General features: G+C 64.1%; 25 protein-coding genes, 1 tRNA gene and 1 other RNA gene. 12 read left to right on the top strand and 15 right to left on the bottom strand.

The genetic code is table 11. The features are described 5' to 3' along the window. Positions 1–67 precede the first annotated feature (67 nt). Positions 68–1,132, bottom strand: a complete 1,065-nt coding sequence (locus FMA36_RS04200; RefSeq protein WP_159261059.1) for a lysine-2,3-aminomutase-like protein — start codon at positions 1,130–1,132, stop codon at positions 68–70. A 51-nt stretch (positions 1,133–1,183) separates the two neighbouring features. Between FMA36_RS04200 and epmA the strand changes: the two genes are divergently transcribed. Continuing rightward, positions 1,184–2,215 carry an EF-P lysine aminoacylase EpmA gene (gene epmA / locus FMA36_RS04195; protein ID WP_159261057.1) on the top strand — a complete coding sequence of 344 codons (1,032 nt, stop codon included), beginning with the start codon at positions 1,184–1,186 and terminating at the stop codon, positions 2,213–2,215. Positions 2,216–2,426: 211 nt separating this feature from the next. Continuing rightward, positions 2,427–3,449, top strand: coding sequence for a hypothetical protein (locus FMA36_RS04190; protein ID WP_159261055.1), 1,023 nt, complete (start codon positions 2,427–2,429; stop codon positions 3,447–3,449). Between the two features lie 76 nt (positions 3,450–3,525). On the opposite strand, the gene thiE is transcribed toward FMA36_RS04190, so the two are convergent. From thiE to FMA36_RS04175, 3 genes are all read right to left on the bottom strand, one after another. Next, positions 3,526–4,158: a thiamine phosphate synthase gene (gene thiE, locus FMA36_RS04185; RefSeq protein WP_159261053.1), complete on the bottom strand. Its 633-nt coding sequence runs from the start codon at positions 4,156–4,158 to the stop codon at positions 3,526–3,528. An 83-nt stretch (positions 4,159–4,241) separates the two neighbouring features. Beyond that, positions 4,242–5,162, bottom strand: coding sequence for a class I fructose-bisphosphate aldolase (locus FMA36_RS04180; RefSeq protein ID WP_159261051.1), 921 nt, complete (start codon positions 5,160–5,162; stop codon positions 4,242–4,244). Positions 5,163–5,220: 58 nt separating this feature from the next. Then, a complete protein-coding gene (locus tag FMA36_RS04175) occupies positions 5,221–5,631 on the bottom strand; it encodes a hypothetical protein (protein ID WP_159261049.1) in 411 nt (136 codons plus the stop codon). Between the two features lie 56 nt (positions 5,632–5,687). Here FMA36_RS04175 and FMA36_RS04170 point away from each other — a divergent pair, with 56 nt between their 5' ends. From FMA36_RS04170 to FMA36_RS04150, 5 genes are all read left to right on the top strand, one after another. Beyond that, positions 5,688–5,954, top strand: coding sequence for a hypothetical protein (locus tag FMA36_RS04170; RefSeq protein ID WP_159261048.1), 267 nt, complete (start codon positions 5,688–5,690; stop codon positions 5,952–5,954). A 3-nt stretch (positions 5,955–5,957) separates the two neighbouring features. Continuing rightward, the gene (locus tag FMA36_RS04165) at positions 5,958–6,299 is read left to right on the top strand and encodes a cell division protein ZapA (protein WP_159261047.1); all 342 of its coding nucleotides are present in this window, start codon (positions 5,958–5,960) and stop codon (positions 6,297–6,299) included. Between the two features lie 9 nt (positions 6,300–6,308). After that, a non-coding RNA gene (gene ssrS, locus FMA36_RS04160) (6S RNA) lies at positions 6,309–6,467 on the top strand. Between the two features lie 9 nt (positions 6,468–6,476). After that, on the top strand, positions 6,477–7,088 hold the full coding sequence (locus FMA36_RS04155) for a 5-formyltetrahydrofolate cyclo-ligase (protein ID WP_159261046.1): 612 nt from the start codon (positions 6,477–6,479) through the stop codon (positions 7,086–7,088). 15 nt (positions 7,089–7,103) lie between these two features. Continuing rightward, complete coding sequence (locus FMA36_RS04150; RefSeq protein ID WP_159261045.1) at positions 7,104–7,919, top strand: TIGR00282 family metallophosphoesterase; 816 nt, start codon at positions 7,104–7,106, stop codon at positions 7,917–7,919. Positions 7,920–8,015: 96 nt separating this feature from the next. On the opposite strand, the gene FMA36_RS04145 is transcribed toward FMA36_RS04150, so the two are convergent. The 6 genes from FMA36_RS04145 to FMA36_RS04120 all read right to left on the bottom strand — a co-directional run bounded on the left by FMA36_RS04145 (position 8,016) and on the right by FMA36_RS04120 (position 14,744). Beyond that, a complete protein-coding gene (locus FMA36_RS04145) occupies positions 8,016–9,470 on the bottom strand; it encodes an AMP nucleosidase (protein WP_159261044.1) in 1,455 nt (484 codons plus the stop codon). 29 nt (positions 9,471–9,499) lie between these two features. Next, a complete protein-coding gene (locus tag FMA36_RS04140; protein ID WP_159261043.1) occupies positions 9,500–10,663 on the bottom strand; it encodes a TonB family protein in 1,164 nt (387 codons plus the stop codon). Positions 10,664–10,789: 126 nt separating this feature from the next. After that, entirely contained in the window at positions 10,790–11,581 is a 792-nt protein-coding gene (locus FMA36_RS04135; RefSeq protein ID WP_159261042.1) for an alpha/beta fold hydrolase, read from the bottom strand. Between the two features lie 12 nt (positions 11,582–11,593). Then, entirely contained in the window at positions 11,594–12,637 is a 1,044-nt protein-coding gene (locus tag FMA36_RS04130; RefSeq protein ID WP_206065180.1) for an NAD(P)H-quinone oxidoreductase, read from the bottom strand. A gap of 185 nt (positions 12,638–12,822) precedes the next feature. Continuing rightward, positions 12,823–14,283 carry a type I glutamate--ammonia ligase gene (gene glnA / locus FMA36_RS04125; RefSeq protein ID WP_078525224.1) on the bottom strand — a complete coding sequence of 487 codons (1,461 nt, stop codon included), beginning with the start codon at positions 14,281–14,283 and terminating at the stop codon, positions 12,823–12,825. Positions 14,284–14,405: 122 nt separating this feature from the next. Then, entirely contained in the window at positions 14,406–14,744 is a 339-nt protein-coding gene (locus FMA36_RS04120; protein ID WP_110569573.1) for a P-II family nitrogen regulator, read from the bottom strand. A gap of 154 nt (positions 14,745–14,898) precedes the next feature. Between FMA36_RS04120 and FMA36_RS04115 the strand changes: the two genes are divergently transcribed. After that, complete coding sequence (locus FMA36_RS04115) at positions 14,899–16,104, top strand: aminotransferase (RefSeq protein ID WP_159261041.1); 1,206 nt, start codon at positions 14,899–14,901, stop codon at positions 16,102–16,104. Positions 16,105–16,148: 44 nt separating this feature from the next. Further along, positions 16,149–16,224 (top strand) — tRNA-His (locus FMA36_RS04110). A 43-nt stretch (positions 16,225–16,267) separates the two neighbouring features. On the opposite strand, the gene FMA36_RS04105 is transcribed toward FMA36_RS04110, so the two are convergent. Both FMA36_RS04105 and FMA36_RS04100 read right to left on the bottom strand, forming a co-directional pair. Further along, positions 16,268–17,134 carry an NAD(P)H-binding protein gene (locus FMA36_RS04105; protein WP_159261040.1) on the bottom strand — a complete coding sequence of 289 codons (867 nt, stop codon included), beginning with the start codon at positions 17,132–17,134 and terminating at the stop codon, positions 16,268–16,270. After that, complete coding sequence (locus tag FMA36_RS04100) at positions 17,134–18,480, bottom strand: hypothetical protein (protein ID WP_159261039.1); 1,347 nt, start codon at positions 18,478–18,480, stop codon at positions 17,134–17,136. Before FMA36_RS04100 ends, FMA36_RS04105 begins: the two co-directional genes overlap by 1 nt. Positions 18,481–18,711: 231 nt before the next feature. Between FMA36_RS04100 and rplM the strand changes: the two genes are divergently transcribed. Both rplM and rpsI read left to right on the top strand, forming a co-directional pair. Then, positions 18,712–19,194: a 50S ribosomal protein L13 gene (gene rplM, locus FMA36_RS04095; RefSeq protein WP_159261038.1), complete on the top strand. Its 483-nt coding sequence runs from the start codon at positions 18,712–18,714 to the stop codon at positions 19,192–19,194. A 5-nt stretch (positions 19,195–19,199) separates the two neighbouring features. Continuing rightward, on the top strand, positions 19,200–19,703 hold the full coding sequence (gene rpsI / locus FMA36_RS04090; RefSeq protein ID WP_010510194.1) for a 30S ribosomal protein S9: 504 nt from the start codon (positions 19,200–19,202) through the stop codon (positions 19,701–19,703). Between the two features lie 106 nt (positions 19,704–19,809). On the opposite strand, the gene FMA36_RS04085 is transcribed toward rpsI, so the two are convergent. Both FMA36_RS04085 and FMA36_RS04080 read right to left on the bottom strand, forming a co-directional pair. Beyond that, complete coding sequence (locus FMA36_RS04085; RefSeq protein WP_159261037.1) at positions 19,810–20,073, bottom strand: hypothetical protein; 264 nt, start codon at positions 20,071–20,073, stop codon at positions 19,810–19,812. A gap of 185 nt (positions 20,074–20,258) precedes the next feature. Continuing rightward, positions 20,259–21,071 carry a DNA/RNA non-specific endonuclease gene (locus FMA36_RS04080; RefSeq protein ID WP_159263586.1) on the bottom strand — a complete coding sequence of 271 codons (813 nt, stop codon included), beginning with the start codon at positions 21,069–21,071 and terminating at the stop codon, positions 20,259–20,261. 111 nt (positions 21,072–21,182) lie between these two features. On the opposite strand from FMA36_RS04080, the gene FMA36_RS04075 reads away from it, so the two are divergent. Next, on the top strand, positions 21,183–21,365 hold the full coding sequence (locus FMA36_RS04075; RefSeq protein WP_159261036.1) for a hypothetical protein: 183 nt from the start codon (positions 21,183–21,185) through the stop codon (positions 21,363–21,365). 80 nt (positions 21,366–21,445) lie between these two features. Here FMA36_RS04075 and FMA36_RS04070 read toward each other — a convergent pair whose 3' ends face one another. Then, entirely contained in the window at positions 21,446–22,102 is a 657-nt protein-coding gene (locus FMA36_RS04070; RefSeq protein ID WP_240906469.1) for a hypothetical protein, read from the bottom strand. Positions 22,103–22,361: the final 259 nt, after the last annotated feature.

Here is a 22,361-nt window from a genome sequence, read left to right as displayed (position 1 = left end):
TGGGAAGTATGGCGGTTCGGCTTCTAGCGCCCCGCGCGCGGAAGGGCAAGGTTTGGCGCCCCTCTTTTCACCCCTGTTCGCGCGCAAGGCGGTGCAGCGTGCCATCGGGCGCCAGTGCGTTGAGCATGCCATCGGGCCCGGTGCGCAGGTAATCCGGCCCGATCGGCACCTTGCCATGCCCGCCGGGAATGTCGAGCACATAGGTCGGCCACGCAATGCCCGTCATCCGCCCGCGCAGGCTTGCGAGCAGGCGCTGCCCCTCGCGTATGGGCACATGAAAGCGTGCGGTGCCCGGCGCAGGGTCAAGCTGGTGCAGGTAATAGGGGCGGATGCGGGCAGCCACCTGCGCGCGCAAAAGCGCCTCGAGGGCTTCTGGCGTATCATTCACGCCGCGCAGCAGCACGGACTGGCCCAAAACCGGTATGGCGCGCGCCTGCACGCGGCGGATGGCGGCGCGGGCTGTGGGCGTGAGTTCGCGTGCGTGGTTTATGTGCGCCACCAGCCACATCGAGCGCGTGGTCTCGAGTGCTGCGGCCATTTCCTCATCAAGCCGGTCGGGGTCGGCCACCGGCACGCGGGAGTGGATGCGGATGGTGTGGATATGCTCCATCCCCTCAAGGGCCTGCATGATCATGCGCATGCGCCGCGCCGAGAGCATGAGCGGGTCGCCGCCGGTCATCACGACTTCATGAATGTCAGGGTGCGTGCGCAGCCAGTCGAGCGCTGTCTCGAGGGCGGCCTCATCAAGCACGCCGCCGCCGGGGCCGACATGCTCGCGGCGGAAGCAGAAGCGGCAGTAAAGCGGGCAGACCAGCAGCGGCTTGAGCAGCGCGCGGTCGGCATAGCGGTGCACGATGCCGGGCACGGGGGAGAGCGCGTCATCGCCAATCGGGTCCGGGTCTTCCGTGGGGTCAGCGTGGCATTCCGTCGCATCGGGAATGACCTGGCGGCCGATCGGGTCATCGGGTGTTTCGATCAGGCTGGCAAAGGCGGGAGGAATGGCAGTGGCGTAGTGTTTCGCCACGTTTTCCAGCGCTGGAGCCTGCGCGGGCGTAATCAGCCCTGCCGCAAGCAGGTCGGCCACGCTGCGCAGCGTGCGCGCGGGCTGGGGGGGATTGACCGGGAGTGCCATGCGGGGGCTGTACTGCGCGCAACCGTCCGCTGCAACCAAAGAGCGTGCCCCATGCCCGAGTCCCAGCCCCCACGCCCCGACTGTGCCCGCATTGCCGACCGGCTGCCCCTGCTGCTGCGCCGCAACCTCGTGCTGCGCGGCGTGCGGGCGTTTTTTGATGCGCGGAATTATACGGAAGTCGAGACCCCCTACGCCGTGCCGACTCCGGGCGAGGAAGTGCACCTCAAGGTCTTTGCCACCGAGCGCGCGGGTGCTGATGGCAGCCGCGAGAGGCTGTGGCTGCATACGAGCCCGGAATTTGCCATGAAGCGCATCGTCGCCGCCACCGGCCTGCCCGTGTACCAGCTTGCACGCGTGTGGCGGAATGAAGAGGGCAGCAGGCTGCATGCCCATGAGTTCACCATGCTGGAATGGTACCGCCCGGGTGCCACGCTGGCAGGGCTGATGGATGAAACCGAATCCCTGCTGCGCGCGGTCCTGCCGCCGGTGGTGCGGGCAGGGGGAGATGAAATCAGCACGACTGCCCCCTTCGAGCGCCTGACGGTTGCCGAAGCCTTCGCACGCTATGCGGGGGTGGACATTCTTGCCCATGAGGGCGACGCCGCGGCGCTGGCTGAGGCGGCAGGCTGTGACCTGCGCCGGGGCGAGACGTGGGAGGACCTGTTCTTCCGCCTGATGATGGCGCGCATCGAGCCGCATATCGGCCGCACGCGCCCCACTTTTCTCACCCACTGGCCCGCAAGCCAGGCGGCGCTGGCCCGGCGCGATCCCGCCGACCCGCGCGTGGCGCTGCGTTTCGAGCTTTATGCAGGGGGCATCGAACTGGCCAATGCGTTCGAGGAACTGACCGACCCCAACGAGCAGCGCGCCCGCTTTGAGGCCGACCGGGCACGGCGCGCAGCCCTGTACCCTGGCGAATCCGGGCTGGACTGGCCGATGGATGAAGCCTTTCTGTCCGCCCTTGGCACCCTGCCGCCTTGCGCAGGCATTGCGCTGGGTTTTGACCGGCTGGTGATGCTGGCGGCGGGCACGAACCGGATTGCCGATGTGCAGTGGCTGGGGGATGCAGCAACAAATATCTGATAATAATAAAAGTTTCTGGGTGCCGCCTTTTTTCAAAAAGGCGGCGTCTTTCGAAGTTCTTTGAAAGAATCTTCCCCAGAAACTTTTATTCTTTCAGGTATATTATGACTTGCAGCCTGCGGTTTTGCTGGTAAAAAGATCACCGGCCTCCTGCCGGCAGGTATTCACCCCATTCGGGGCGCCTGAACCCGGTCATGGAGCTTTTCTTACCATGTTGACGGATTACGACCTGCCTCCTGCGGTCAAGACCGACCTCGTTGCGCTTGGCCAATGCCTGCTGGCAGGAATCTCGCCGCCCACCGCCCTTGTCGCGGCGAGCGTTGCAGGGCTTGATGCCCTGCCGGCGGAGCAGATTTTAACGGCCAGTGTGCGGATCAGAAACGCGCTGTGCTGTTTTTATTACCCCGTGGACTCCGAAAAAGATCGCCGCCTCATATGCGGCGTGCTGGCCACCATGCCCATGCTGGCACAGGTCCTGACATTGCATCGAGATGGCTATGTGCGTGAGGCGGCCCTGAAGGCGCTGGTTACCGTGCCGCGCTCGCCTTTCATGCTGGCAGCCCTTGCCATGCGCCTCAATGACTGGGCTGGCCCCGTGCGCGAGGCCGCTGCACGGTGTGCAGGCAGGCTGTTCCCGCAGGTTGCGCCCGATATTGCGGTCGCCATGGGCCTGGCCCTGCGGGCAAGCTGGCAGGACTGGACCCGCTGGGCACCCGCGCAGGCTGCCTGCATGGACCAGTTATTCACCCGCCCCAGCGTGCGGGTGCTGCTGGTCGCGCGGTTTGCCACCGCATGCGATGGCCCGCTGGCGGTGACCCTACGCTATTTCCTGCGCACGCCGCTGCTTGATGTTGCGCTGCCCATGCTGGCCAGTATGGCCCGGCAGGCCAGCGTGCGGGCAACGGCGCTACAGGTGCTGTTATGGGGGCAGGCGCGATGGAAAACGGGCATCCGGCAGGAATGGGTGAACAAATCGCTGGGCCTCAACCGCCCCGCGCCAGAACTGACCCGGCGGAATGTCACGCTGCCCGTTGACCGTAATGCCCTGATTGCCACGGCCCTGCTTGACCGCTCAGCCATGGTCAGGCGCACGGCGCTGCGGGCATTGGCGTATTGCTGGCGGGATTTTCCCGATCTGGCTACGATTGTGCCTGTGCTTGAGGCAGACCGTAGCCCAACCGTGCGGCGTTGGGCGGGCTATCTGCGCCAGCAGCAGGCACGGGCCATAAATTAACAGTTTCTGGGTGCCGCTTTTTTTCAAAAAGGCGGCATCTTTCGAAGCTCTTTGAAAAAAGCTTCACCAGAAATTTTTATTCTTCCGCTGCGGCAATCGCTGCGTTCATGGCCTTTACGCCTGCACCCGGCCCCTCAGGGTGCGACCACACCGTGCTGATGACCGACAGAAAATCCGCCCCCGCGCGCACCAGCGTGCCGCAGTTTGCAGGTGTGATGCCGCCAATGGCCACCACTGGCAGTTCGATCATGCTGCTCCACCATGTGAGCAGCGCCGGATCGGCCCGGACTTCGGTTTCTTTTGATGGCGAGGGGAAGAACGCGCCAAACGCCACGTAATCCGCCCCGGCCTCACCCGCGCGCAGGGCCATATCGCGGCTGTCATAGCAGGACACGCCAAGCTGGCGTTCCTCGCCGAGCATGCGCCGGGCGGTGGCCACATCGGTATCGTCCATGCCCACATGCGCCCCGTCGCAGCCGCAGCTTACGGCAAGGTCGGGCCGGTCGTTCATGATGAAGGCCACGTCACGCGCATGGGTCACGGGCTGGAGCACGTCCACCGCGCGGCGGATCGTGTCGTCATCAACATTTTTAAGGCGCAGTTGCACCGCCGCAACCGGGCCTGCGTCGAGCGCCTCGGCAAGACGGGGGGCGAAAGCGGCCGGATCAAGCGATTCGGGGGTGATGAGGTAAAGCTGGCAATCGGTCATGTCGGGCCGATCCTATGCCACCGTGGCGGTGGCGAACACCCCCCGCATGGCCAGCTTCGCCATGCGGGGAACTGACAGAAGGATCAGACCTTCTGCGCGAAGATGTCGGTAATGTCACCGAGCAGTTTCAGCGCTTCGGCACGGGGGCGCTGGAAGGTGTTGCGCCCGATGATCGAGCCGAACCCGCCGCCCTGATGGATGCCGCGGATGGTCTCGAGCAGGTGCTCGGTGGTGGTGTGCTCGCCCCCCGAGAAGATCACGATGCGGCGGCCCGCAAAGGCCGACTGCACCACATGGCGGATTCGCGCGGGCAGGGTGGCGATATCGACCTTCTCATCGATATAGACCTTCTTGGCCGCGGGCAGGCACAGATCCTCGGTCGGTGGCTTGACCTTGATGATGTGCGCGCCAAGCTCGGCGGCGATGTGGGCGGCATAGGCGCAGATGTCGATGGCCGTCTCGCCCGCCTTGTCGAGCATCGGGCCGCGCGGGTAGCTCCACACCACCACGGCAAGGCCCGCGTTCTTGGCCTCGCGCGCCATCTCGCGCAACTGCTCCATCTGGTGGAACTGGAAGTCGCTGGCAGGGTAGATGGTGAACCCGATGGCCGAGCAGCCCAGCCGCAGCGCATCGGCAACCGTGCCGGTCACGGCCTGGTTCTTCTGTGTGGTCAGGCTGTCGGAGCTGTTGCATTTGAGGATGGTGGGAATCTGGCCCGCAAACGTGCTGGCCCCGGCCTCGAGCATGCCCAGCGGGGCTGCGAATGCGTTCAGCCCCGCCTCGATGGCGAGCGAGTAATGGTAATGCGGGTCATAGGCGGGCGGGTTGGGGGCGAAGGAACGGCCCGGCCCATGCTCGAAGCCCTGGTCAACCGGCAGGATCACCAGCTTGCCGGTACCGGCGAGCTTGCCGGTGTTCATGAGCCGGTAAAGGTTGGCCTTGGTGCCCGGCGTGTCACTTTCGTAGTGGTCAAGGATTGCCTTGACCTGCGGTGTCAGTGTCATTTCTCGTTCCCCTTGCAAATGGGTGTCCGTGCATCCTGCGCCTGCCCGGACGGTTCTGTCATGGTATGTCGGGGGCACGCAGGTATCTTTCCAGCGCATCCCTCGCACCCTTTGCCGGTAGTTCCAGCGCGTGCGGGCGCTGGCGAAGCACGTGGCCACCCGTCATGCGTGCCAGTGATACGAGCGTATGGTGCTGCGCGGCCGTGGCGCTGACAATGACACCGCTCAATCCTGCGCGCAGGGCGGCCGCCGCATGGCCCGCCGCCTGCCCGCAGTCCAGCCAGGCGGGCAGCGGGCAGTCCGCCACCAGCGCCGCCCACCACGGTACCCCCATGAAACACCCCGCGCCCGGCGGGGAAACCACGGCGCAGTCCATGCGTAACGATGCTGCCGTGGTGGTGACCAGCGCCAGCTCTCCTGCGTCTGATACCGTGATAAGCGGCATATAATGGTCATGTTTGTCGATCATGCTTGACGTTGAAACCGCACCGCGCGATCAGTTCAAGGGGAGGAACGAGGGAAAGGATGAACGTGTCTGATATTATCATGCCACCGGAACAGGACGCCGCGCGCTCCCCCTCGGAGGCTGGAGAGAATCCGGCTGACCGCCTTGAACTCGCCCTCAATCGCATCGCCTTCGCTCTTGATCGCCGTACCGCCCAGGCCGCCATCCAGCCGCCAGCAGCGCCAGATGTCGACCTGCAGGCGCTTGCCGCCAACATCGACGTGCTCATTGCCCGCGTGCGCGACGTGCTTGATGAAGGTGGGAAAACCACCAGCGGGGAGGAATAGGCCATGAGCCAGGTTACCGTGCGCATCAACGGTTTTTCCTACGCCGTGGGGTGCAAGGAAGGGCAGGAGAAACACCTCCAGGCCATGGCGCAGGAAGTCGAGCGCCGGATCGAGCGCATCCGCGAGCTTGGCGGCCATAGCGGCGAGGGGCGGCTGCTTGCGCTCGCCGCCCTGCTCATGGCCGACGAAATCCATGACCTGACGGCGGAAAAGATGTCATCGGACACCGCCCACCAGCTTGCGCAGGGCCGGCAGGCGCGCATCGAGAACGCACGCCGCACCGAACAGCTTGCCCACCTTGTTGAACGTGCGGAAAACATTGCGGACGCAATGGAAGAGGACTAGATAGAAAGGGCGGGGCTGCCGGGTGCGTCAGGCATGATTCAACCCCTGGGCCGATAAGCACTTCCTAGGGAGCTGGCACTGTCGTGATCGTGGTCACGTTATCTGGCGCCCACCTGCGTCAGCAGGTCCGGGAGGGCTGATCCGACCAACGGCCATGGTGGCTCCGTATCATTTTCCATGACTTCCATCGCAAACGAATCGTGGTCCACCGCGCATGCCAAACAGGCCCTGCGTGGCATCATGGCCAGCAGGCGGGCCGCTTTCGCCACAGCCCCCGGGCGTGAGATGGCCGAGAAATCCCTCCAGCACCGCATGGTCCGCGCCCTGCGCGCCATGGCCACGGCAGGCGATGCCATTGCCCTTGTCTGGCCACTGCCCGGGGAAAGCGCGCTCGAACCCGTCATGCATGCGCTCCATGCCGATGGCCTGTGCATTGCCCTGCCCGAAACCACGCCGAAGGGCCACAGGCTTGCCTTCCGCCTGTGGCAGCCGGGCTGCGCCATGCAGGCAGGCCGCTATGGCACATCCCACCCTGTTGGCCCCATCGTGCAGCCCGATGTGGTGTGCGTGCCGCTGCTGGCATTTGACAGGCGGGGCATGCGGCTGGGATATGGCGGGGGCTATTATGATCGTACGCTGGCCAGCCTGCCCGCGGCGCGGGCGGTGGGGTTTGGCTTTTCCTTTCAGGAGGTGGCGTGCATCCCGACCGGCCGGTATGACGTGGCGTTGCCCGCGATCGTGACCGAGCGTGAATGGATCCGGTGTCGTGGTGACGGGCGGACGCGGTAGATAAAGGCTGTTTTCTTGAGAATACTGTTTCTGGGCGATATTGTCGGGCGCGTGGGGCGCGAGGCCGTCATTTCACGCCTGCCCGGCCTGCGGCGCGATCTTGCCCTCGACCTTGTGGTGGTTAATGGCGAGAACGCCAGCCACGGCTTTGGCCTCTCGCCCGCCATCGGTCGCGACCTGCTTGCGGCAGGGGCCGATGTCATCACGCTGGGCAACCATAGCTGGGACCGGCGCGACCTGATCGGCCATATCGACAGCGAACCCCGCATCATCCGCCCCGCCAACTACCCGCCCGGCACGCCGGGGCAGGGCAGCGTGGTGGTGGAACTTGTCGATGGCCGCAAGGCGCTGGTGGTCAGCATCATGGGCCGGCAGTTCATGGATGCGATGGATGACCCTTTCCGCAGCGTGACCGATATCCTCTCGCGCCACCGGCTGGGCGTGACCATGCACGCCGCCGTAGTGGATGTGCATGCCGAGGCCACGAGCGAGAAATGGGCCATGGGCCATTTCCTTGATGGCCGCGTGTCACTGGTCATTGGCACGCATACGCACACGCCGACTGCCGACCACCGTATCTTCCCCCATGGTACGGCCTTCCAGACCGATGCGGGCATGTGCGGCGACTATGACAGCGTGATCGGCATGGGCAAGGATGCCGCCATCGCCCGATTCGTGCGCAAGATGCCCGGTGAGCGGCTGCAACCCGCCGAGGGCGAGGCCAGCATAGCGGGGATGATGGTGGAAACCGATGATGCCACCGGGCTGGCCCGCCGCATGGCGCCGGTGCGGCAGGGGGGGCATCTTGCGCCCACGCTGCCTGATTTCTGATCAGCAGATAAAAGTTTTTGGTGAAGCTTTTTTCAAAAAGCTTCAAAACAATGACGCCTTTTTGAAAAAAGGCGGCACTTAAAAACTTTTGATATCCTAGCGGAACGCAGGCTCGTCAAAGCCGCGCAGCTTGCGCGAATGCAGCCTGTCCACGCCCTGGGCGCGCAACTGCTGCATGGTCTCGATTCCCACCACCAGATGCTGGCGCACGCGCTCGCGGTAGAAGGCATTGGCCATGCCGCGCAGCTTGAGTTCACCATGCAGCGGCTTGTCCGAAACACACAGCAGCGTGCCGTAAGGCACCCTGAAGCGGAAGCCGTTGGCCGCAATCGTGGCCGATTCCATGTCCACCGCAATGGCGCGGGATGTGTTGATGCGCGTGAACAGCGCGCCCAGCCGCAGCTCCCAGTTGCGGTTGTCGGTGGTCATGACCGTGCCGGTGCGCAGGCGGGTCTTCACCTCGGCATCATGCAGGCCGGTTACGCGCGCGGTCACGTCCTGCAGGGCCATCTGCACCTCGGCAATGGGGGGCACGGGCACCCAGGGCGGCAGGTCGTCATCAAGCACATGGTCATCGCGCAGGTAGCCATGCGCCAGCACGTAGTCGCCCAGCTTCTGGCTGCGCCGCAGCCCCGCGCAGTGGCCGACCATCAGCCAGCAATGCGGGCGCAGCACGGCCAGGTGGTCGGTAATGGTCTTGGCATTGGCGGGGCCTACGCCAATGTTGATGAGCGTGATGCCATCACCATCGGGGCGGCACAGGTGGTAGGCGGGCATCTGCGGCAGGTTCTGGCCTGCATGGGTGGGCGCGTGGGGGGCATCGCGGGTGTGGATGATCTCGCCCGGTTCGACAAAGGTGGTGTATTCCGACCCCGCATCCACCTGCGCATGCCCGTATTCCCGAAACGCATCGACATAGCGCTGGTAGTTGGTCAGCAGGATGAAACGCTGGAAATGCCGTGGCGCCGTGCCGGTATAGTGATGCAGTCGCGCCAGTGAGTAATCGGTGCGCTGCCCGGTGAACAGCGCAAGCGGGCGCGGCACGTCGGGGCGGGGGATGTATTCGCAGTTTGCAATCGAATCGTCGGTCACGTGCAGGTCAGGCAGCGCGAAATGGGCCTGGATCCACGCAAGGTCCGATTCGGTAAGTGACGTGACCGCTTCCTCCATCACGTAGGAGAGCGGGATGGGCTGGCGCGACAGACCCACCATGACCGGCGTGCGGTAATGGCGCAGCAGGCTTTCGATCTGCTCGCGCCAGTAGGCTGCGAACAGGGCGGGGCGGGTGAGCGTGGTGCCATAGAAGCCGGGCTCGAGCACCACGTCAAAGGGCGGGCGCGGCCCATCGGCGGGCAGGGCCTTGGCGGGCATGAAGGCGAGGTAGGGATAGACCGCATCCGCGAGGCCCGATGTGTCGCGGGTGGCGAAGGCGTGGCGGATCAGCCCGGCGGCATGGTCATAGAGTTCGGTAATGCGGGCCACGGCGGCATCGGCATTGTCGAAGGCGTGGAAGTCATGCCCGGCCTGCTGCAGGAGTCGTGCTGTGTCCATGGCGATGAAATCTCCTTTTGCCCGTGCATTCAGCGGCGGATCAGGATGTAGTTGATGGTCAGGTCGATGGGGAAGGAGTTGCCCTGCATGTCGGGCGGTACGGGGGGAAGCTGGGCGTTGCGGAACATGCCTGTCGTCGCCGCATCAAGGTAATACGAGCCGGACTGGCCGGTCAGGCGCACCTTGCTCACGTGGCCGTCGCGGTCGAGTTCCACATGCACCGAGGAGGGGCCTTCCTCGCCTGCTTTTACGGCGTCCATCGGGTAGTACATGTGGCTGCGGATCCAGCGTTCGAGTTCCTCGCCGTAATCGTCGCTCACGCCCTTGATCTGGGTACTGGTGGAGTAGGGGGCATTGATCTTGCCATTCTGCACCACCGGCCCGAGCGAGAGGTCGATTGGCCCGCCCGTGCCTCCCGCGCGGCCCTGCCTGTTGCGCTTGGGCAGGGGGGAGGCGGAGAGCGACCAGTTCATCGGGTGCTGCAATGCCGCATAGGCATTGGGCGAGGACTGGCTCTGTGACTGCTGGGCCGGGCGGCTGCCGTGGCCGGAGTTCTGCATGGCGGGATTGAATTTGTCCTGCTGCTGCGACTGCGGCACCGACAGGTCGGAGGGCGCCTCGCTCAGTGCCGGGGCGGAGGGGGTGTCCTCGCTGGAGGCATTGGCGGAGGGCGATGAGTCCTCGCTGTTCTGCTGCGGGTTGTGTGTATTCTGCTGCGCGCTGGGCGAGGGCTGCTTGTCCTGCTGCTGCCTTGGCGCGTTCTGGCCGCCCGCCATGTCGGGCGAGGACTGGCCCTGCAATCCGCTCGAGGTGGGGGGCGAGAACACCATCTCCACCTGCGGCTCTGTCTGCGTGGCGTCGGGCGTGCCGTGCTGGCTGTGATGGGCGGATTCGATCAGGATCGCGGCCAGGAGGGCGGCATGCAGCAGCCCCGATATGGCAATGGCGCGCCCTGGCCCCGGGGTTTCCACCGTGTCGGGGCGGATCAGCCCCGAGATCATGGGGCGCAGCTTGCGGTAGCCGGGCGGTGGCGGCACCGGGTTGCCGGGCAGCAGCCTTTCGCGCTCGGGCGGGTTGTACTGTTCCGTGCGGCCATTGCGTGGCAGGCCGCCCCCGGGCGGCGGGTCGCGGGGGATCAGTACGGGCTCCACGGCTTCTGGCCGCCGGGAGGAGGGACTGAGTGTCACCGTCATGAAAGGCTGCGGGTCTCCGCCATGTGGGTCTGTTGCCGGGGCCTGCCTGCCTGCCCGGGCATGTTGCCAGCATAACTGACGCGGGGGGGGGGCTGTCAAGGACCGGATGCGTAACGGAGAGCTACTTCAGTAGCTTTCGACAAAGTTTTCCAGCAGTTCGGCGAATCTCTCCGGATTTTCGACATGCAGCCAGTGCCCCGCCCGTTCAATCAGTTCCAGCCGGTAGCACGGAAAAAGCCTGCGCATGATGGCATAATGTTCGGGGCGGATATAGGGCGAATTCCCGCCCGCCAGGAACAGCGTGGGGCCGGGATAGGTATAGCCTTCGGGGATGTAGGGCCAGCTTTCGACATTGGACATGGATTCCACCATCTCGCGCAGGCCGATGCTCCAGCCGGGGTTCTCGCCCACGCGGATGTTCTGCAACATCAGCGCGCGCACATCGGTGTTGGGGATGTAGTGCTGCAGCAGCCGCTCCGCCCCCGCCCGGTTGAGAAAGGGCGGAAACGGCACCCGCAGCATCTGCTCGCCCAATGCAAACTGCCCGTGGCCGGTGCGCGCGGGCGGAATGTCGGCCACGAGCAGGCTGTGCACCATGCCCGGCCGGGTCAGGGCCAGGGTCATGGCGACCTTGCCGCCCATGGAGTGGCCGACCAGCGTTGCGGGCAGCGCATTGTGGTGGGCCAGCGTTTCCAGCAGGTCGCCCGCCATGGTGTTGTAGTCCATCAGCCCGTGCGGGCTTTCGCCATGGTTGCGCAGGTCGATGGCGAGCGTGCGCCGGGTGTGCGCGAGCCTGCGCTGAAAGAAGCCAAGGTTGCGCGCTCGCCCGAACAGCCCGTGCAACAGGACAATGGGGGGCCTGCCGGCCGTGTCGGGTCCGGTTTCCTCGGGTCCGCGCTCAATGACGTTCAGTAGCACCAGCTTGTGTTCCTATCGTCCGGTCGTCTGTCGGGGCGGCTGTTGCAGGTCCAGCATGATCTTGCCCATATGGGTTCCGTTTTCCATGAGTTTATGGGCGTCGGCAACCCGCGCAAAGGGGAAGGTGGCATGGATGAGCGGGCGGATGGCCCGCCGGGCCAGCAGCGGCCAGACATGGGTCTCGAGTTCACGGGCGATTTCGGCCTTGTAGGCCGCATCACGCGGGCGCAGCGTGCTGCCGGTCACCACCAGCCTGCGGGTCATGATGCGCGCGAGGCTGACCCCATCGGCCCTGGCCCCGCCCTGGAGCGCGATGATGACCAGCCGCCCTGCCACGGCAAGGGATTTGAGATTGCCCTCCATATAGGCCCCGCCAATCATGTCGAGAATGACATTGACCCCCTTGCCATCCGTCAGTTCCTTTATGCGGGTGGGGAAGTCCTCGGTGCGGTAGTTGATGGCGGCCTTCGCCCCCAGCGTGGTGCACAGCGTGCATTTCTCGTCCGTGCCGGCGGTGGCGTAAACCGTGCTGCCCAGCGCACGCACGAGCTGGATGGCCGTGGTGCCGATGCCGCTGGTGCCGCCATGCACCAGCACGCTCTCGCCGGGTTTCAGCCCCGCTGTCATGAACAGGTTGGACCACACGGTAAAAAACGTCTCGGGCAGGGCTGCCGCATGCAGCGCGTCAAACCCCGCAGGCCAGGGCAGGCACTGGCCCGCAGGCACGGTGCAGTACTGCGCGTAGCCCCCGCCATTGACCAGCGCGCACACCCGCGCGCCCGGGGCAGGGAAGGCATCGGGCGGCACGCCTTCGCCCACGCCCACGACCTCGCCCGCTACTTCCAGCCCCAGCAGGGGGCTGGCCCCCGGTGGCGGCGGGTACAGCCCCTGGCGCTGCATGATGTCGGGGCGGTTGATGCCTGCGGCCATTACCCGCACCAGCACCTCGCCCGCGCGGGGCGTGGGCACGGGCACGGTGGCGATGTGCAGGGAATCGGGGCCGCCCGGTTCGCTCACGGTCACGGCCTGCATGGTGGCGGGGAGTGCCTGGGTCATGGTCTGTCCTTGCGTTGGTGGAGGCTCCTCAAGGTGTAGGCGATATGAGAGCTGCGACCAGTGCGCGGGCCGTGCAATCGAGCAAACGTGCGCGCGGCCGTGGGGCCCGGACATGAAAAAAGCGCCGGAACCCGCAAGGTTCCGGCGCTTTTCGTGTCGGTCCCGTTCCCCGTGGGGAGATGGGATCAGACGGAGTAGTACATCTCGAACTCGGCCGGGTGCGGCGTGTGCTCGAACTTGTAGACTTCCTGCCACTTCACTTCACAGTAGCTCTCGATCTGGTCCTTGGTGAACACGCCACCGGCGAGCAGGAACTCGTAATCGGCTTCCAGCGCGGTCAGGGCTTCACGCAGCGAGCCTGCCACGGTCGGGATCTGCTTGAGCTCCTCGGGCGGCAGGTCGTACAGATCCTTGTCCATGGCATCGCCGGGGTGGATCTTGTTCTTGATGCCGTCGAGGCCGGCCATGAGCATGGCGGCAAACGCAAGGTAGGGGTTCGCGGTCGGATCGGGGAAACGGACCTCGACGCGCTTCGCCTTCGGGCTGGTCGCATACGGGATGCGGCACGAGGCGGAACGGTTGCGGGCGGAGTAAGCCAGCAGCACGGGGGCCTCGAAGCCCGGGATCAGGCGCTTGTAGGAGTTGGTGGACGGGTTGGTGAAGGCATTCAGCGCCTTGGCGTGCTTGATGATGCCGCCGATGTAGTACAGCGCCTCATCGGACAGGTCGGCATAGCCGTTGCCGCCGAAGGTGGGCTTGCCATTGCGCCAGATCGACTGGTGCACATGCATGCCCGAGCCGTTATCGCCATAGATCGGCTTGGGCATGAAGGTTGCCGTCTTGCCATAGGAATGGGCAACGTTGTGCACGCAGTATTTGTAGATCTGCATGAAGTCGGCGGAGCGGACCAGCGTGTCGAACTTGGTGCCCAGCTCGTGCTGCGACTGCGCCACTTCGTGGTGGTGCTTCTCGATGGGCAGGCCCATCTCGCCCATGGTGGTCAGCATTTCGGCGCGCAGGTCGCCTTCGCTGTCAACCGGAGCAACCGGGAAGTAGCCACCCTTTACGCCGGGGCGGTGGCCCATGTTGCCTTCGGGGTAGTCCTTGAGCGACGCGCCGGGGCCTTCGATGCTTTCCAGCTCATAGGTGCCGAAGTTCGGGCCAGTGCCAAAGCGCACGCTGTCAAAGATGAAGAATTCGGCTTCGGGGCCGAAGAAGGCGGTATCACCCAGGCCGGTCGACTTGAGGTACTGCTCGGCGAGCTTGGCGGTGGCGCGCGGGTCGCGGTTGTAGAACTGCCCCGTGGAGGGCTCCACGATATCGCAGATCAGGATCAGCTGCGGCTTGGCGGAGAACGGGTCCATCACCGCGGTGGTCGGGTCAGGCAGCAGGATCATGTCGCTTTCGTTGATGGCTTTCCACCCCGCGATGGAGGAACCATCGAACATGAAGCCTTCGCGGAAGGTGTCATCCTCGATCGTGGTGACGTACTGGGTGGTGTGGTGCCACTTGCCGCGCGGATCGGTGAAACGCAGGTCAACCATCTCGACCGCGTTTTCCTTGATGATTTCAAAGACCTTCGCGATGGCTTCAGCAGAATGCGACGGTGTGGAAACCGAGGCTGAAGCCTGTGCTTTTTTTGCCATGTTAAATTACCTGTCCTGACTTTGGTATGCCGTTCCATGCGGCGCGGCGGTTATGGTTACGGAAACGCAGGGCTGCTGTCGATAGGCCAGCGGCCATGAGACCCATGTTTGCAGGCCAACCCTCAGATGGCGTCAGGCCCCCGTTCGCCCGTACGGATGCGGATCACTTCGCTGACCGGGGTAATGAAGATCTTGCCATCGCCGATGCGGCCGGTGCGGGCGGCGGCCATGATGGCCTCGACCGCGCGCTCGGTCATGTCATCGGGGCAGACGATCTCGAGCTTTACCTTGGGCAGGAAGTCGATGATGTATTCCGCGCCGCGATACAGTTCCGTATGGCCTTTCTGGCGGCCAAAGCCCTTGGCCTCGGTTACGGTGATGCCCATCAGGCCGATCTCATGCAGGGCGTCCTTCACCTCGTCGAGCTTGAAGGGCTTGATGATGGCCTCGATCTTTTTCATGCCTGTTGGTCTGTCTTCCGTTTCATGGAATCTGTAGCGCATTCCGCCCGTGTTGCCGTGGCAGGGTTGCACGGCTTTCATTTTCAGGCAATCGGTTGATATGGGCAAAAATGCGCATTGCCTGCACCTATGCGCACACGGACAGGATAAGACGATGAAACCCGCCAACGCGATGCTTTCAGGGCTGCCAACCACCATATTCTCCGTCATGTCGGCCCTGGCCGTGGAGCATGACGCCATCAATCTCGGCCAGGGCTTTCCCGATACCGAAGGCCCGGCCGACCTTGTCGAGGCCGCCGCCAGCGCCCTGCGTGACGGACGTAACCAGTACCCCCCGCTTGCCGGCCTGCCCGAGCTGCAGGGGGCGGTGGCGCGGTCGAATGCGCGGTTTTACGGCATTACCGTCGAGCCCGCGCGGGAAGTGGTGGTGACATGCGGTGCGACCGAGGCCATCACCGCCTCGCTCATGGCGCTGGTCAACCGGGGCGACGAGGTGGTGGTATTCGAACCGCTATACGACACCTACCTGCCGGTGCTGCGCCTGCTTGGCGCGGTGGTGCGCACCGTGCGCCTTGCCCCGCCGCGCTGGGACCTGCCGCGCGCGGAACTTGCCGCCGCCTTCACCCCGCGCACCAAGGCCATTTTGCTCAACACCCCCATGAACCCGACGGGCAAGGTGTTCAGGCGTGATGAGCTGGAATTCATCGCGGGCCTGGTGGCAAAGCACGATGCCTATGCCGTGTGCGATGAGGTGTATGAGCACCTGACCTTCTCTCCCGCCCGCCACGTGCCGCTGATGGCGCTGCCGGGCATGCGCGCGCGCTGCATCCGCATTGGCAGCGCAGGCAAGAGCTTTTCCATGACCGGGTGGAAGGTAGGCTATGTCACCGCGCCCGCGCCGCTGGCCGCCCTCGTGGCCAAGGCGCACCAGTTGCTCACCTTTACCGTGGCGCCCAACCTGCAACGCGCCGTGGCGGTGGGGCTGGATAAGGATACGGCCTATTTCGAGCGGCTGGCCGAGAGCATGCGCTCCGCGCGCGACTGGCTGGCCGAAGGGCTGGGCCGGGCCGGATTCGACGTGCTGCCGTGCGATGGCAGTTACTTCCTTATTGCCGATATCGCGCCGCTTGGCTTTGCGGGGGGCGACGTGGCCTTCTGCCAGCAGATGACGCGCAAGGTGGGCGTGGCGGCCATTCCCGTCTCGGCTTTCTATGATGATACGGGTACGGATATTCCCGACCGGTATGTGCGTTTTGCGTTCTGCAAGAAAACGGGCGTCATTTCGCAGGCGGTGCAGCGCCTGCAGGGTGTGCGTGCGCAGCTCTGCGCGGAAAATGTCATGAAAATGCAAAAAGGGTAATTGACGGGTCTGCGCGGCTTCTCTAAATAACCGCTCCAGTTGTGGCGGACGTAGCTCAGTTGGTAGAGCGCCGGTTTGTGGTACCGGTGGTCGCGGGTTCGAGCCCCGTCGTTCGCCCCAACCCGTATTTCCCTGAAAATAAAAACGTTTTCTGGTGCGGCTTTCAGCAGAAAGCCGCCGGTCTGAACGTGCGCGCAAGTCCCGCCGCAAGCGGTAGCGGCGTAAGGCCGAGCTGCGTGCGCATGGGAGCAATATCGAAAATCTTGTCTTCCATGAGGCGCCGGATCTCGGCAGGCGTAATGACGGGCAGGCCGGGTAGCCTGAGCCGCGCCAGCACCATCAGCACGGCACCCGGCACCGGCAGCACCGGGCGCGGCCTCAGCCCGGCGGCTATGGCCACCATGCGCGTAAAATCCCGGTAGCTGACCTGATCCCCCCCTGCGATAATCAGACTTTGTGGCCCATGCCAGTCGCGCCCGATGGCGGCGAGCAGCGCACGGGTTACGTCGCCCTGCCAGATGGGCTGGAGCCGTGCGCGCCCGGCATCCGGTAGCGGCAGTAGCGGCAGGCGGCGCATCAGGGCGGCCAGACGCTGCACATTGTTCTCGCCCGTTGCGCCATAGATCATGGTGGGGTGCAGCAGCACGCCATCGCGGCCCGAGCGGGCCAGCGCCTGCGCGCCGTGCAGCACGCCGCGCGCATGGGTATCGGGCCAGCGGGTAAAGATGCGCGTGCTGCCCAATGCCACGAGTCGGGCCTGTGGCGGAGCCGCCGCGATTACTGCGGGCAGGTGGCGGGCATGGGCGGTCAGGACAATGGTGGTGGCATCACGCAGGGCGTGACGCAGGCGGGCGGGGTCATGCGCAAGGTCGGCCAGCCGGGCAGGAACGGGCAGGCAGGTTGCCTGCCAGCGCGCGATGTCGCGCACGATGGGCACGATATCGCGGCCCCCGGCCTGCAGCGCCCGGCACAGCGCCAGCCCCGAGCGGCCATTGGCCCCGATGACATGCACGGGGCCGGAGCAGGGCATCAGGGCGTGGAAATGGTCAGGCCCAGCGGGGCCGCGACCGACGGGTCGCCCGCCATCGACAGGGCAACACCCAGCATCATCAGGTTGACCGGTTTCATCGGGCGCAGCGCGATCTGCAGCGGGTGGTCCTGCGGGGATTGCAGGAACCGGCCCATGGCGCGCAGCGAGGCATCATCGGAGGCGGCTAGCGAGGCCAGCAGGTTCTGGCGGTAGATTTCGGGGTCGGTATTGCGGCTCTTTGCCAGGCCTGCCAGCACATGGCTGGCAAGGGAGTGATCCTCCCATGTCATGGCGGCGGAGACGATGCGGGCGGTCTCGGGAATGATGGCCATGTCATCAAAGGGAATCTGGTCGAGTTCGGCCACCACGGTCAGGTTGCCCATATCGGCCGACTCGATGGTCATCGGCTCGAGATGCACGCGCCCGGCACTGCGGTCGCTGGTGCTGTTGATATGGATGTTGCCGTTGAAATGGTCATAGCCGAACGCATTGAGAATCGTCTGGTTATCATTGCCGGTGGACCACAGCGTAAGATTGCCCAGCGTCGTGTCCATCTTGTCCTCCGTTGCGGTGGAGAAGCTGGAGGTGGCGACATGGTCGATCTGGAGCATGGGGTGGGTGCTGTCGATCTCCACCTTTTTCAGATTCATCGTGTGCGGATGGCTTTCATGGATCAGGTGGCCCGACTGGATCAGGCTTGCGACCTCGCTGGCAAAATCCGGCCCGTCGATCTTGATGTGATCGACCGAGATGCGGCGCGTGGGCGTGAGGTTGATCTGGGTGGCCAGCCGGTCGAGATCGAGATGCGAGGTGCGGCCCATTCCGTACTGCTCCACGGTCATGCGGGCGACGGTGACATCGGTCTGGCTGGTGGGCACGGCGAGATGCATGTTGGTGAACGTGCCATTATCAAGCACGAGGGAATCGAAGCCGAGCGGGCGGCTGGCATCGGCGCTCGCGCGGTCGGTATTGGGCAGCACCAGGTTGCGCAGGTCCACCTCATCGAGCGAGATGGAGCTGGTCTGGGTCATGATCTTGACATCGCGCAGCACGATGCTGCCGATTTTCTCGCCCTGCACGTTGTTGCCGGTCAGCCCGCCAAGCCGCACGTCAGCCGCGATCAGCGTCATGGCGGGGTTATGGTAGGTGACGGCAGTGAAATGCGCGCCGCGCGCCAGCGTGCGCGGCCGGGCCGTGGCATAGCTGAACGTGGCGTTCGGCCCGATGGAGGCGCGGAAGTCGGCTATGCCGGCTTCAAGCCTGTGCTGGGCAAAGTGGTGCACCCCCCAGCTGCCAACCAGCAGCACAAGAACAAGCAGGGGAATGGCGGGATAGAGTTTCTTCACGAGGCTGATATCCGTAATGACCTTGAACTGACTGCTATCGCATTGTGCCCCCCCTCGGCAATCGCCCGTGGGAAGGTCGTGATACGAAAGATGGCGGTATCATGATACCACACACGATTTTTTAGCGGAAAAATGCCGCCCTTAAGGGATTATGTGCTTGACGTTTGCACATGATGCGGCTGATAACGCGCCACCTGTTACCGCTACATTACTGGACGGAACACTAGATCCATGAAGACCACACTTTCGCTGAAGCCCGCCGAGGTGACGCGTGGCTGGACCCTGATCGACGCCGAGGGCCTCGTTCTGGGCCGTCTGGCCGCCATTGTTGCCCAGCGCCTGCGCGGCAAGCACAAGCCGCAGTTCACCCCGCACGTTGATTGTGGCGACAATATCGTCATCATCAACGCCGAGAAGGTTCGCCTGACCGGCAACAAGGTTGACCAGAAGCTGTTCCACTATCACACCGGCTACCCCGGCGGGATCAAGGAGCGCACCATCACCCAGCGCCTGACCGGCAAGAACCCCGGCCATGTCGTGCGCAAGGCCATCGAGCGCATGATCACGCGCGGCCCGCTGCAGCGCGCGCAGATGAAGCACCTGTATGTCTATGCCGGCAGCGAACACCCGCATGAGGGGCAGAAGCCGCAGGTTCTCGATGTTGCATCGCTCAACCGCAAGAATGCCGTCAACACCCAGAAGGTCGGGGGCTGAACCATATGTCTGAAACCCAAGAACGTACAGGCACGCTCGCTGACCTCAAGGAAGCCGTTGCTTCTGGTCAGGTGACGTCCTCGCAGGAAGCCGCTCCGGTTTACGAAGCCAAGCGCGATGCGCAGGGCCGTGCCTATGCCACCGGCCGCCGTAAGGATGCCGTGGCCCGCGTGTGGATCAAGCCGGGCAAGGGCGATATCATCGTCAATGGCCGTCCGGTCGGCACCTACTTCGCGCGCCCCGTGCTGCGCATGCTGATCACGCAGCCTTTCCTCGTGGCTGACCGCTACAACCAGTTCGACGTGTACTGCACGGTCGTTGGTGGTGGTCTGTCCGGCCAGGCCGGTGCGGTCCGTCACGGCATCAGCCGTGCGTTGACCCACTACGAGCCCGCGCTGCGCAGCATCCTGAAGGCCGCTGGCTTCCTGACGCGCGATTCGCGTGTTGTTGAACGTAAGAAGTACGGCCGCGCCAAGGCCCGCCGTTCCTTCCAGTTCAGCAAGCGCTGATCCGGATTTTCCCGCAGCCCTGTGCCGCGGGGAACGGGTTTTTCAACGGGGTCGGTCCAGCAATGGACCGGCCCCGTTGTGCGTTTGGGAAGGGCAGGATGCCCTTTTACATGAAGGGATTGTCTACCTTGGCGGGTTTGCGCGGCGGCAGGGCATCGGGCAGGTCTTTCTGTGCTTCAAGCGTTGTGACCACCTGCTGCATAAACGTAAGCAGCGCCTGGGCGCGTGCCAGACCGGCCTTGTCGCGGCTGAAATCCGTCTGGCCATAGAAAGCGATGCTGTCGGTGCCGTTTTCCACCGTCATGCCGCCAATGGTGCGGCTGGCGCTGTTATCGGCAAAAGGCACGAGGGCGGGGGAATGGGCGGTCATGGTCATCTCTCCTGTGAATGAGGGGATACGGCCTCATTCGGAATATTTCCCGGCGGCCGGTTGAAAAGCCAGCCCACAAACAATCAGAAGTTTTGGGTGAAGCTTTTTTCAAAAAGCTTCAGAGAACGCTGGCTTTTTGAAAAAGCCGGCACTCGAAAACTTTTATCTTTTTTATCAATGCACTCTTACCAGCGATAATAGACACGCCGCCGGGTGCGGCGGCGCGCGTGCTTCGTGGCGGTGCGGGCATGGCCAAGCGGCAGCGTCATGCAGGTCTGCTTGATGTTCGCTGGCAGCGCGGGAAAGGGATCGACACCGGTGATATGGGTCAGTTCCGCCACGCTGACATGGCTGCAACGAGGGCTGCGTGCCACATTATGGCAGACATACACGCCAGATTGCTGTCTGCGGGGGTCATAGACTGCCTTCCATGTGGAGGTAGGCACAAGCACCCGGTCCGCCCCGATGGCCGACAGGCTGCTTGAGTGGAAGGCCGGGCCGGTGACCACGTAAAGATTGCCCGTGCGCAGGGCCAGGCTACGCACGGCGGATTCGATCTCGGCCCAGTGGCCCCGGTTCAGCGCCGCGCGCTGGGGCACGATGTTGGAAAGTGCGAAGGTTTCCTGTTGCGTCTGCCGGTCGGGCATGTCGCCCGAGGGCGCCATGTGCCCGCGATCGAAGCCGGAGCGCACGTAATCTTCAAGTTCAGCGCGTGCGCCGGGGGCAATGCGCGTATCAGGATGGAATTCGCCTTCACGCGGGGTCTGCATGGCGGCGCGGACCATGGCGGTATCAAGGTGCTCGGCCACCCAGAGCGGCTCACGTGCCAGGGCGGAATACAGCACGGCAAAGCGGGTGCTGCACAGGAGTTGCGTATCACGCGCCAGTTTGGGGTTATCCACCACGGGCAACTGCTGGCCTGCGCCGAGTTCCGTACAGCCCTGCGCGTAGGCTGCGTGGTGGGGCAGGCTGGCGAGCAGGGCCGTGGCAAAAAGCAGCGCGGACCAGGCCGTGCGCGGGCGGAGAAAGGGGTGGGGCACGCTCTGGTGTTATCCATCTGTTCTGGTAAAACGGCGGCTTATCCATGAAACATCTAATGGAACAGGGCAATGGCTGAACGACCCGATCAAGGCAATCCGCAGCAGTCGCAGCCCTTTGTCATGAACCGGCGCGAACTGGCCCCGACCCCGCGTGAGCGCCGGTTGCGGCTGGTGCTGCGCGTGGTGACGGTTCTGCTGCTGGCAGCGGCCCTGACGGATCTGGCGCTCCAGTTCCTGAGGCACCGCCCCTAGCGCACCAAAAGAAGAGTAATAAAATTTTCTGGTAAAGCTTTTTTTAAAAAAGACGGTACTGGCAGACTTTGCGGGGATGGTTATCGCGCGCCCTTGCCTGCGTTTGAAGGCGGCGGCAGGTCGGTATCTGGCGTGGCGCGGCCGAGGGCTATGGTGACATCTACCGTTTCCTGATTGACCAGCGCATCGAACCGGGGGTCTATTACCGGGTTGCGGGTGGCCGCCGCCATATCGCCAAAGCGCAGATGCGCCCAGTCAATCCGCGCATCGGCCGCGCGGGTCATGTCAAAGCTCACCATCGGGTGGCGGGTGCCATCGGGGGCAGTATAGAACCAGTCGAAATGACAGCTTGCGGGCGCGCCGCGCTGGGTGAACAGCGCATGCACGAAGCCTGGCGTCACATCAATCTGCAATGTGTTCATGAGGTAATGGGGGATCTGTTTTTGCAGTGCGGGTGTGACCTGCGTGTTGAACAGTCCTGCCTGAATCATTTCCGGCATGTGGGCCAGGAAGGTGGTCTGGTTGATGCTCATCTCCACCCGGCAGGGTGTGCTCTGGGCAAAACGGGTGTCGATGCCCCAGGCATGGGCCGTGGTCTGCGGCCCCATGATCGGGGCGGGATAGGCCGGTGCCGCATGGCCCCGGGCAGGTAGCACGGTCACGGCCAGACAGGCCCCCGCAACCTGAAGCAGGCGGCGCAGGCGGTGCGGATGGGGAAAGCATGCAGGGCGGTGCAAGGCGGGAGCAGTCCGTATTCAGGGTAAGGAAAACAGTTCTGGCTCCTTTCCTGTCATGAAGAGCGGCGTCTTGCCACCCCTGCCCGGCAGGCGGGGTATGCCTCATGGCAGGGTTGCATATCAAATCTATGTAATTGAAGGCCTGTTTTGTAGAATTATTAAAAATATATTATATTTCATATGTATTGTTACAGTATCATTTTGTCATGGTGTAAACCGGCCCTTGAAATGCCACAATAATGCTCTTTCTATCCTTGCC

Source organism: Komagataeibacter xylinus, from assembly GCF_009834365.1.
GTDB lineage: Bacteria > Pseudomonadota > Alphaproteobacteria > Acetobacterales > Acetobacteraceae > Komagataeibacter > Komagataeibacter xylinus_D.
Note: the sequence above shows the minus strand (reverse complement) of the source record. Positions and strands in the feature narration are given on the sequence as shown.

Excerpts from the sequence above, each read along its gene's own strand:
- FMA36_RS04200 (WP_159261059.1), bottom strand. The coding sequence starts at position 1,132 with ATGGCACTCCCGGTCAATCCCCCCCAGCCCGCGCGCACGCTGCGCAGC.
- epmA (WP_159261057.1), top strand. The coding sequence starts at position 1,184 with ATGCCCGAGTCCCAGCCCCCACGCCCCGACTGTGCCCGCATTGCCGAC.
- FMA36_RS04190 (WP_159261055.1), top strand. The coding sequence starts at position 2,427 with ATGTTGACGGATTACGACCTGCCTCCTGCGGTCAAGACCGACCTCGTT.
- thiE (WP_159261053.1), bottom strand. The coding sequence starts at position 4,158 with ATGACCGATTGCCAGCTTTACCTCATCACCCCCGAATCGCTTGATCCG.
- FMA36_RS04180 (WP_159261051.1), bottom strand. The coding sequence starts at position 5,162 with ATGACACTGACACCGCAGGTCAAGGCAATCCTTGACCACTACGAAAGT.
- FMA36_RS04175 (WP_159261049.1), bottom strand. The coding sequence starts at position 5,631 with ATGATCGACAAACATGACCATTATATGCCGCTTATCACGGTATCAGAC.
- FMA36_RS04170 (WP_159261048.1), top strand. The coding sequence starts at position 5,688 with ATGAACGTGTCTGATATTATCATGCCACCGGAACAGGACGCCGCGCGC.
- FMA36_RS04165 (WP_159261047.1), top strand. The coding sequence starts at position 5,958 with ATGAGCCAGGTTACCGTGCGCATCAACGGTTTTTCCTACGCCGTGGGG.
- FMA36_RS04155 (WP_159261046.1), top strand. The coding sequence starts at position 6,477 with ATGACTTCCATCGCAAACGAATCGTGGTCCACCGCGCATGCCAAACAG.
- FMA36_RS04145 (WP_159261044.1), bottom strand. The coding sequence starts at position 9,470 with ATGGACACAGCACGACTCCTGCAGCAGGCCGGGCATGACTTCCACGCC.
- FMA36_RS04140 (WP_159261043.1), bottom strand. The coding sequence starts at position 10,663 with ATGACGGTGACACTCAGTCCCTCCTCCCGGCGGCCAGAAGCCGTGGAG.
- FMA36_RS04130 (WP_206065180.1), bottom strand. The coding sequence starts at position 12,637 with ATGACCCAGGCACTCCCCGCCACCATGCAGGCCGTGACCGTGAGCGAA.
- glnA (WP_078525224.1), bottom strand. The coding sequence starts at position 14,283 with ATGGCAAAAAAAGCACAGGCTTCAGCCTCGGTTTCCACACCGTCGCAT.
- FMA36_RS04120 (WP_110569573.1), bottom strand. The coding sequence starts at position 14,744 with ATGAAAAAGATCGAGGCCATCATCAAGCCCTTCAAGCTCGACGAGGTG.
- FMA36_RS04115 (WP_159261041.1), top strand. The coding sequence starts at position 14,899 with ATGAAACCCGCCAACGCGATGCTTTCAGGGCTGCCAACCACCATATTC.
- FMA36_RS04105 (WP_159261040.1), bottom strand. The coding sequence starts at position 17,134 with ATGCCCTGCTCCGGCCCCGTGCATGTCATCGGGGCCAATGGCCGCTCG.
- rplM (WP_159261038.1), top strand. The coding sequence starts at position 18,712 with ATGAAGACCACACTTTCGCTGAAGCCCGCCGAGGTGACGCGTGGCTGG.
- rpsI (WP_010510194.1), top strand. The coding sequence starts at position 19,200 with ATGTCTGAAACCCAAGAACGTACAGGCACGCTCGCTGACCTCAAGGAA.
- FMA36_RS04085 (WP_159261037.1), bottom strand. The coding sequence starts at position 20,073 with ATGACCGCCCATTCCCCCGCCCTCGTGCCTTTTGCCGATAACAGCGCC.
- FMA36_RS04075 (WP_159261036.1), top strand. The coding sequence starts at position 21,183 with ATGGCTGAACGACCCGATCAAGGCAATCCGCAGCAGTCGCAGCCCTTT.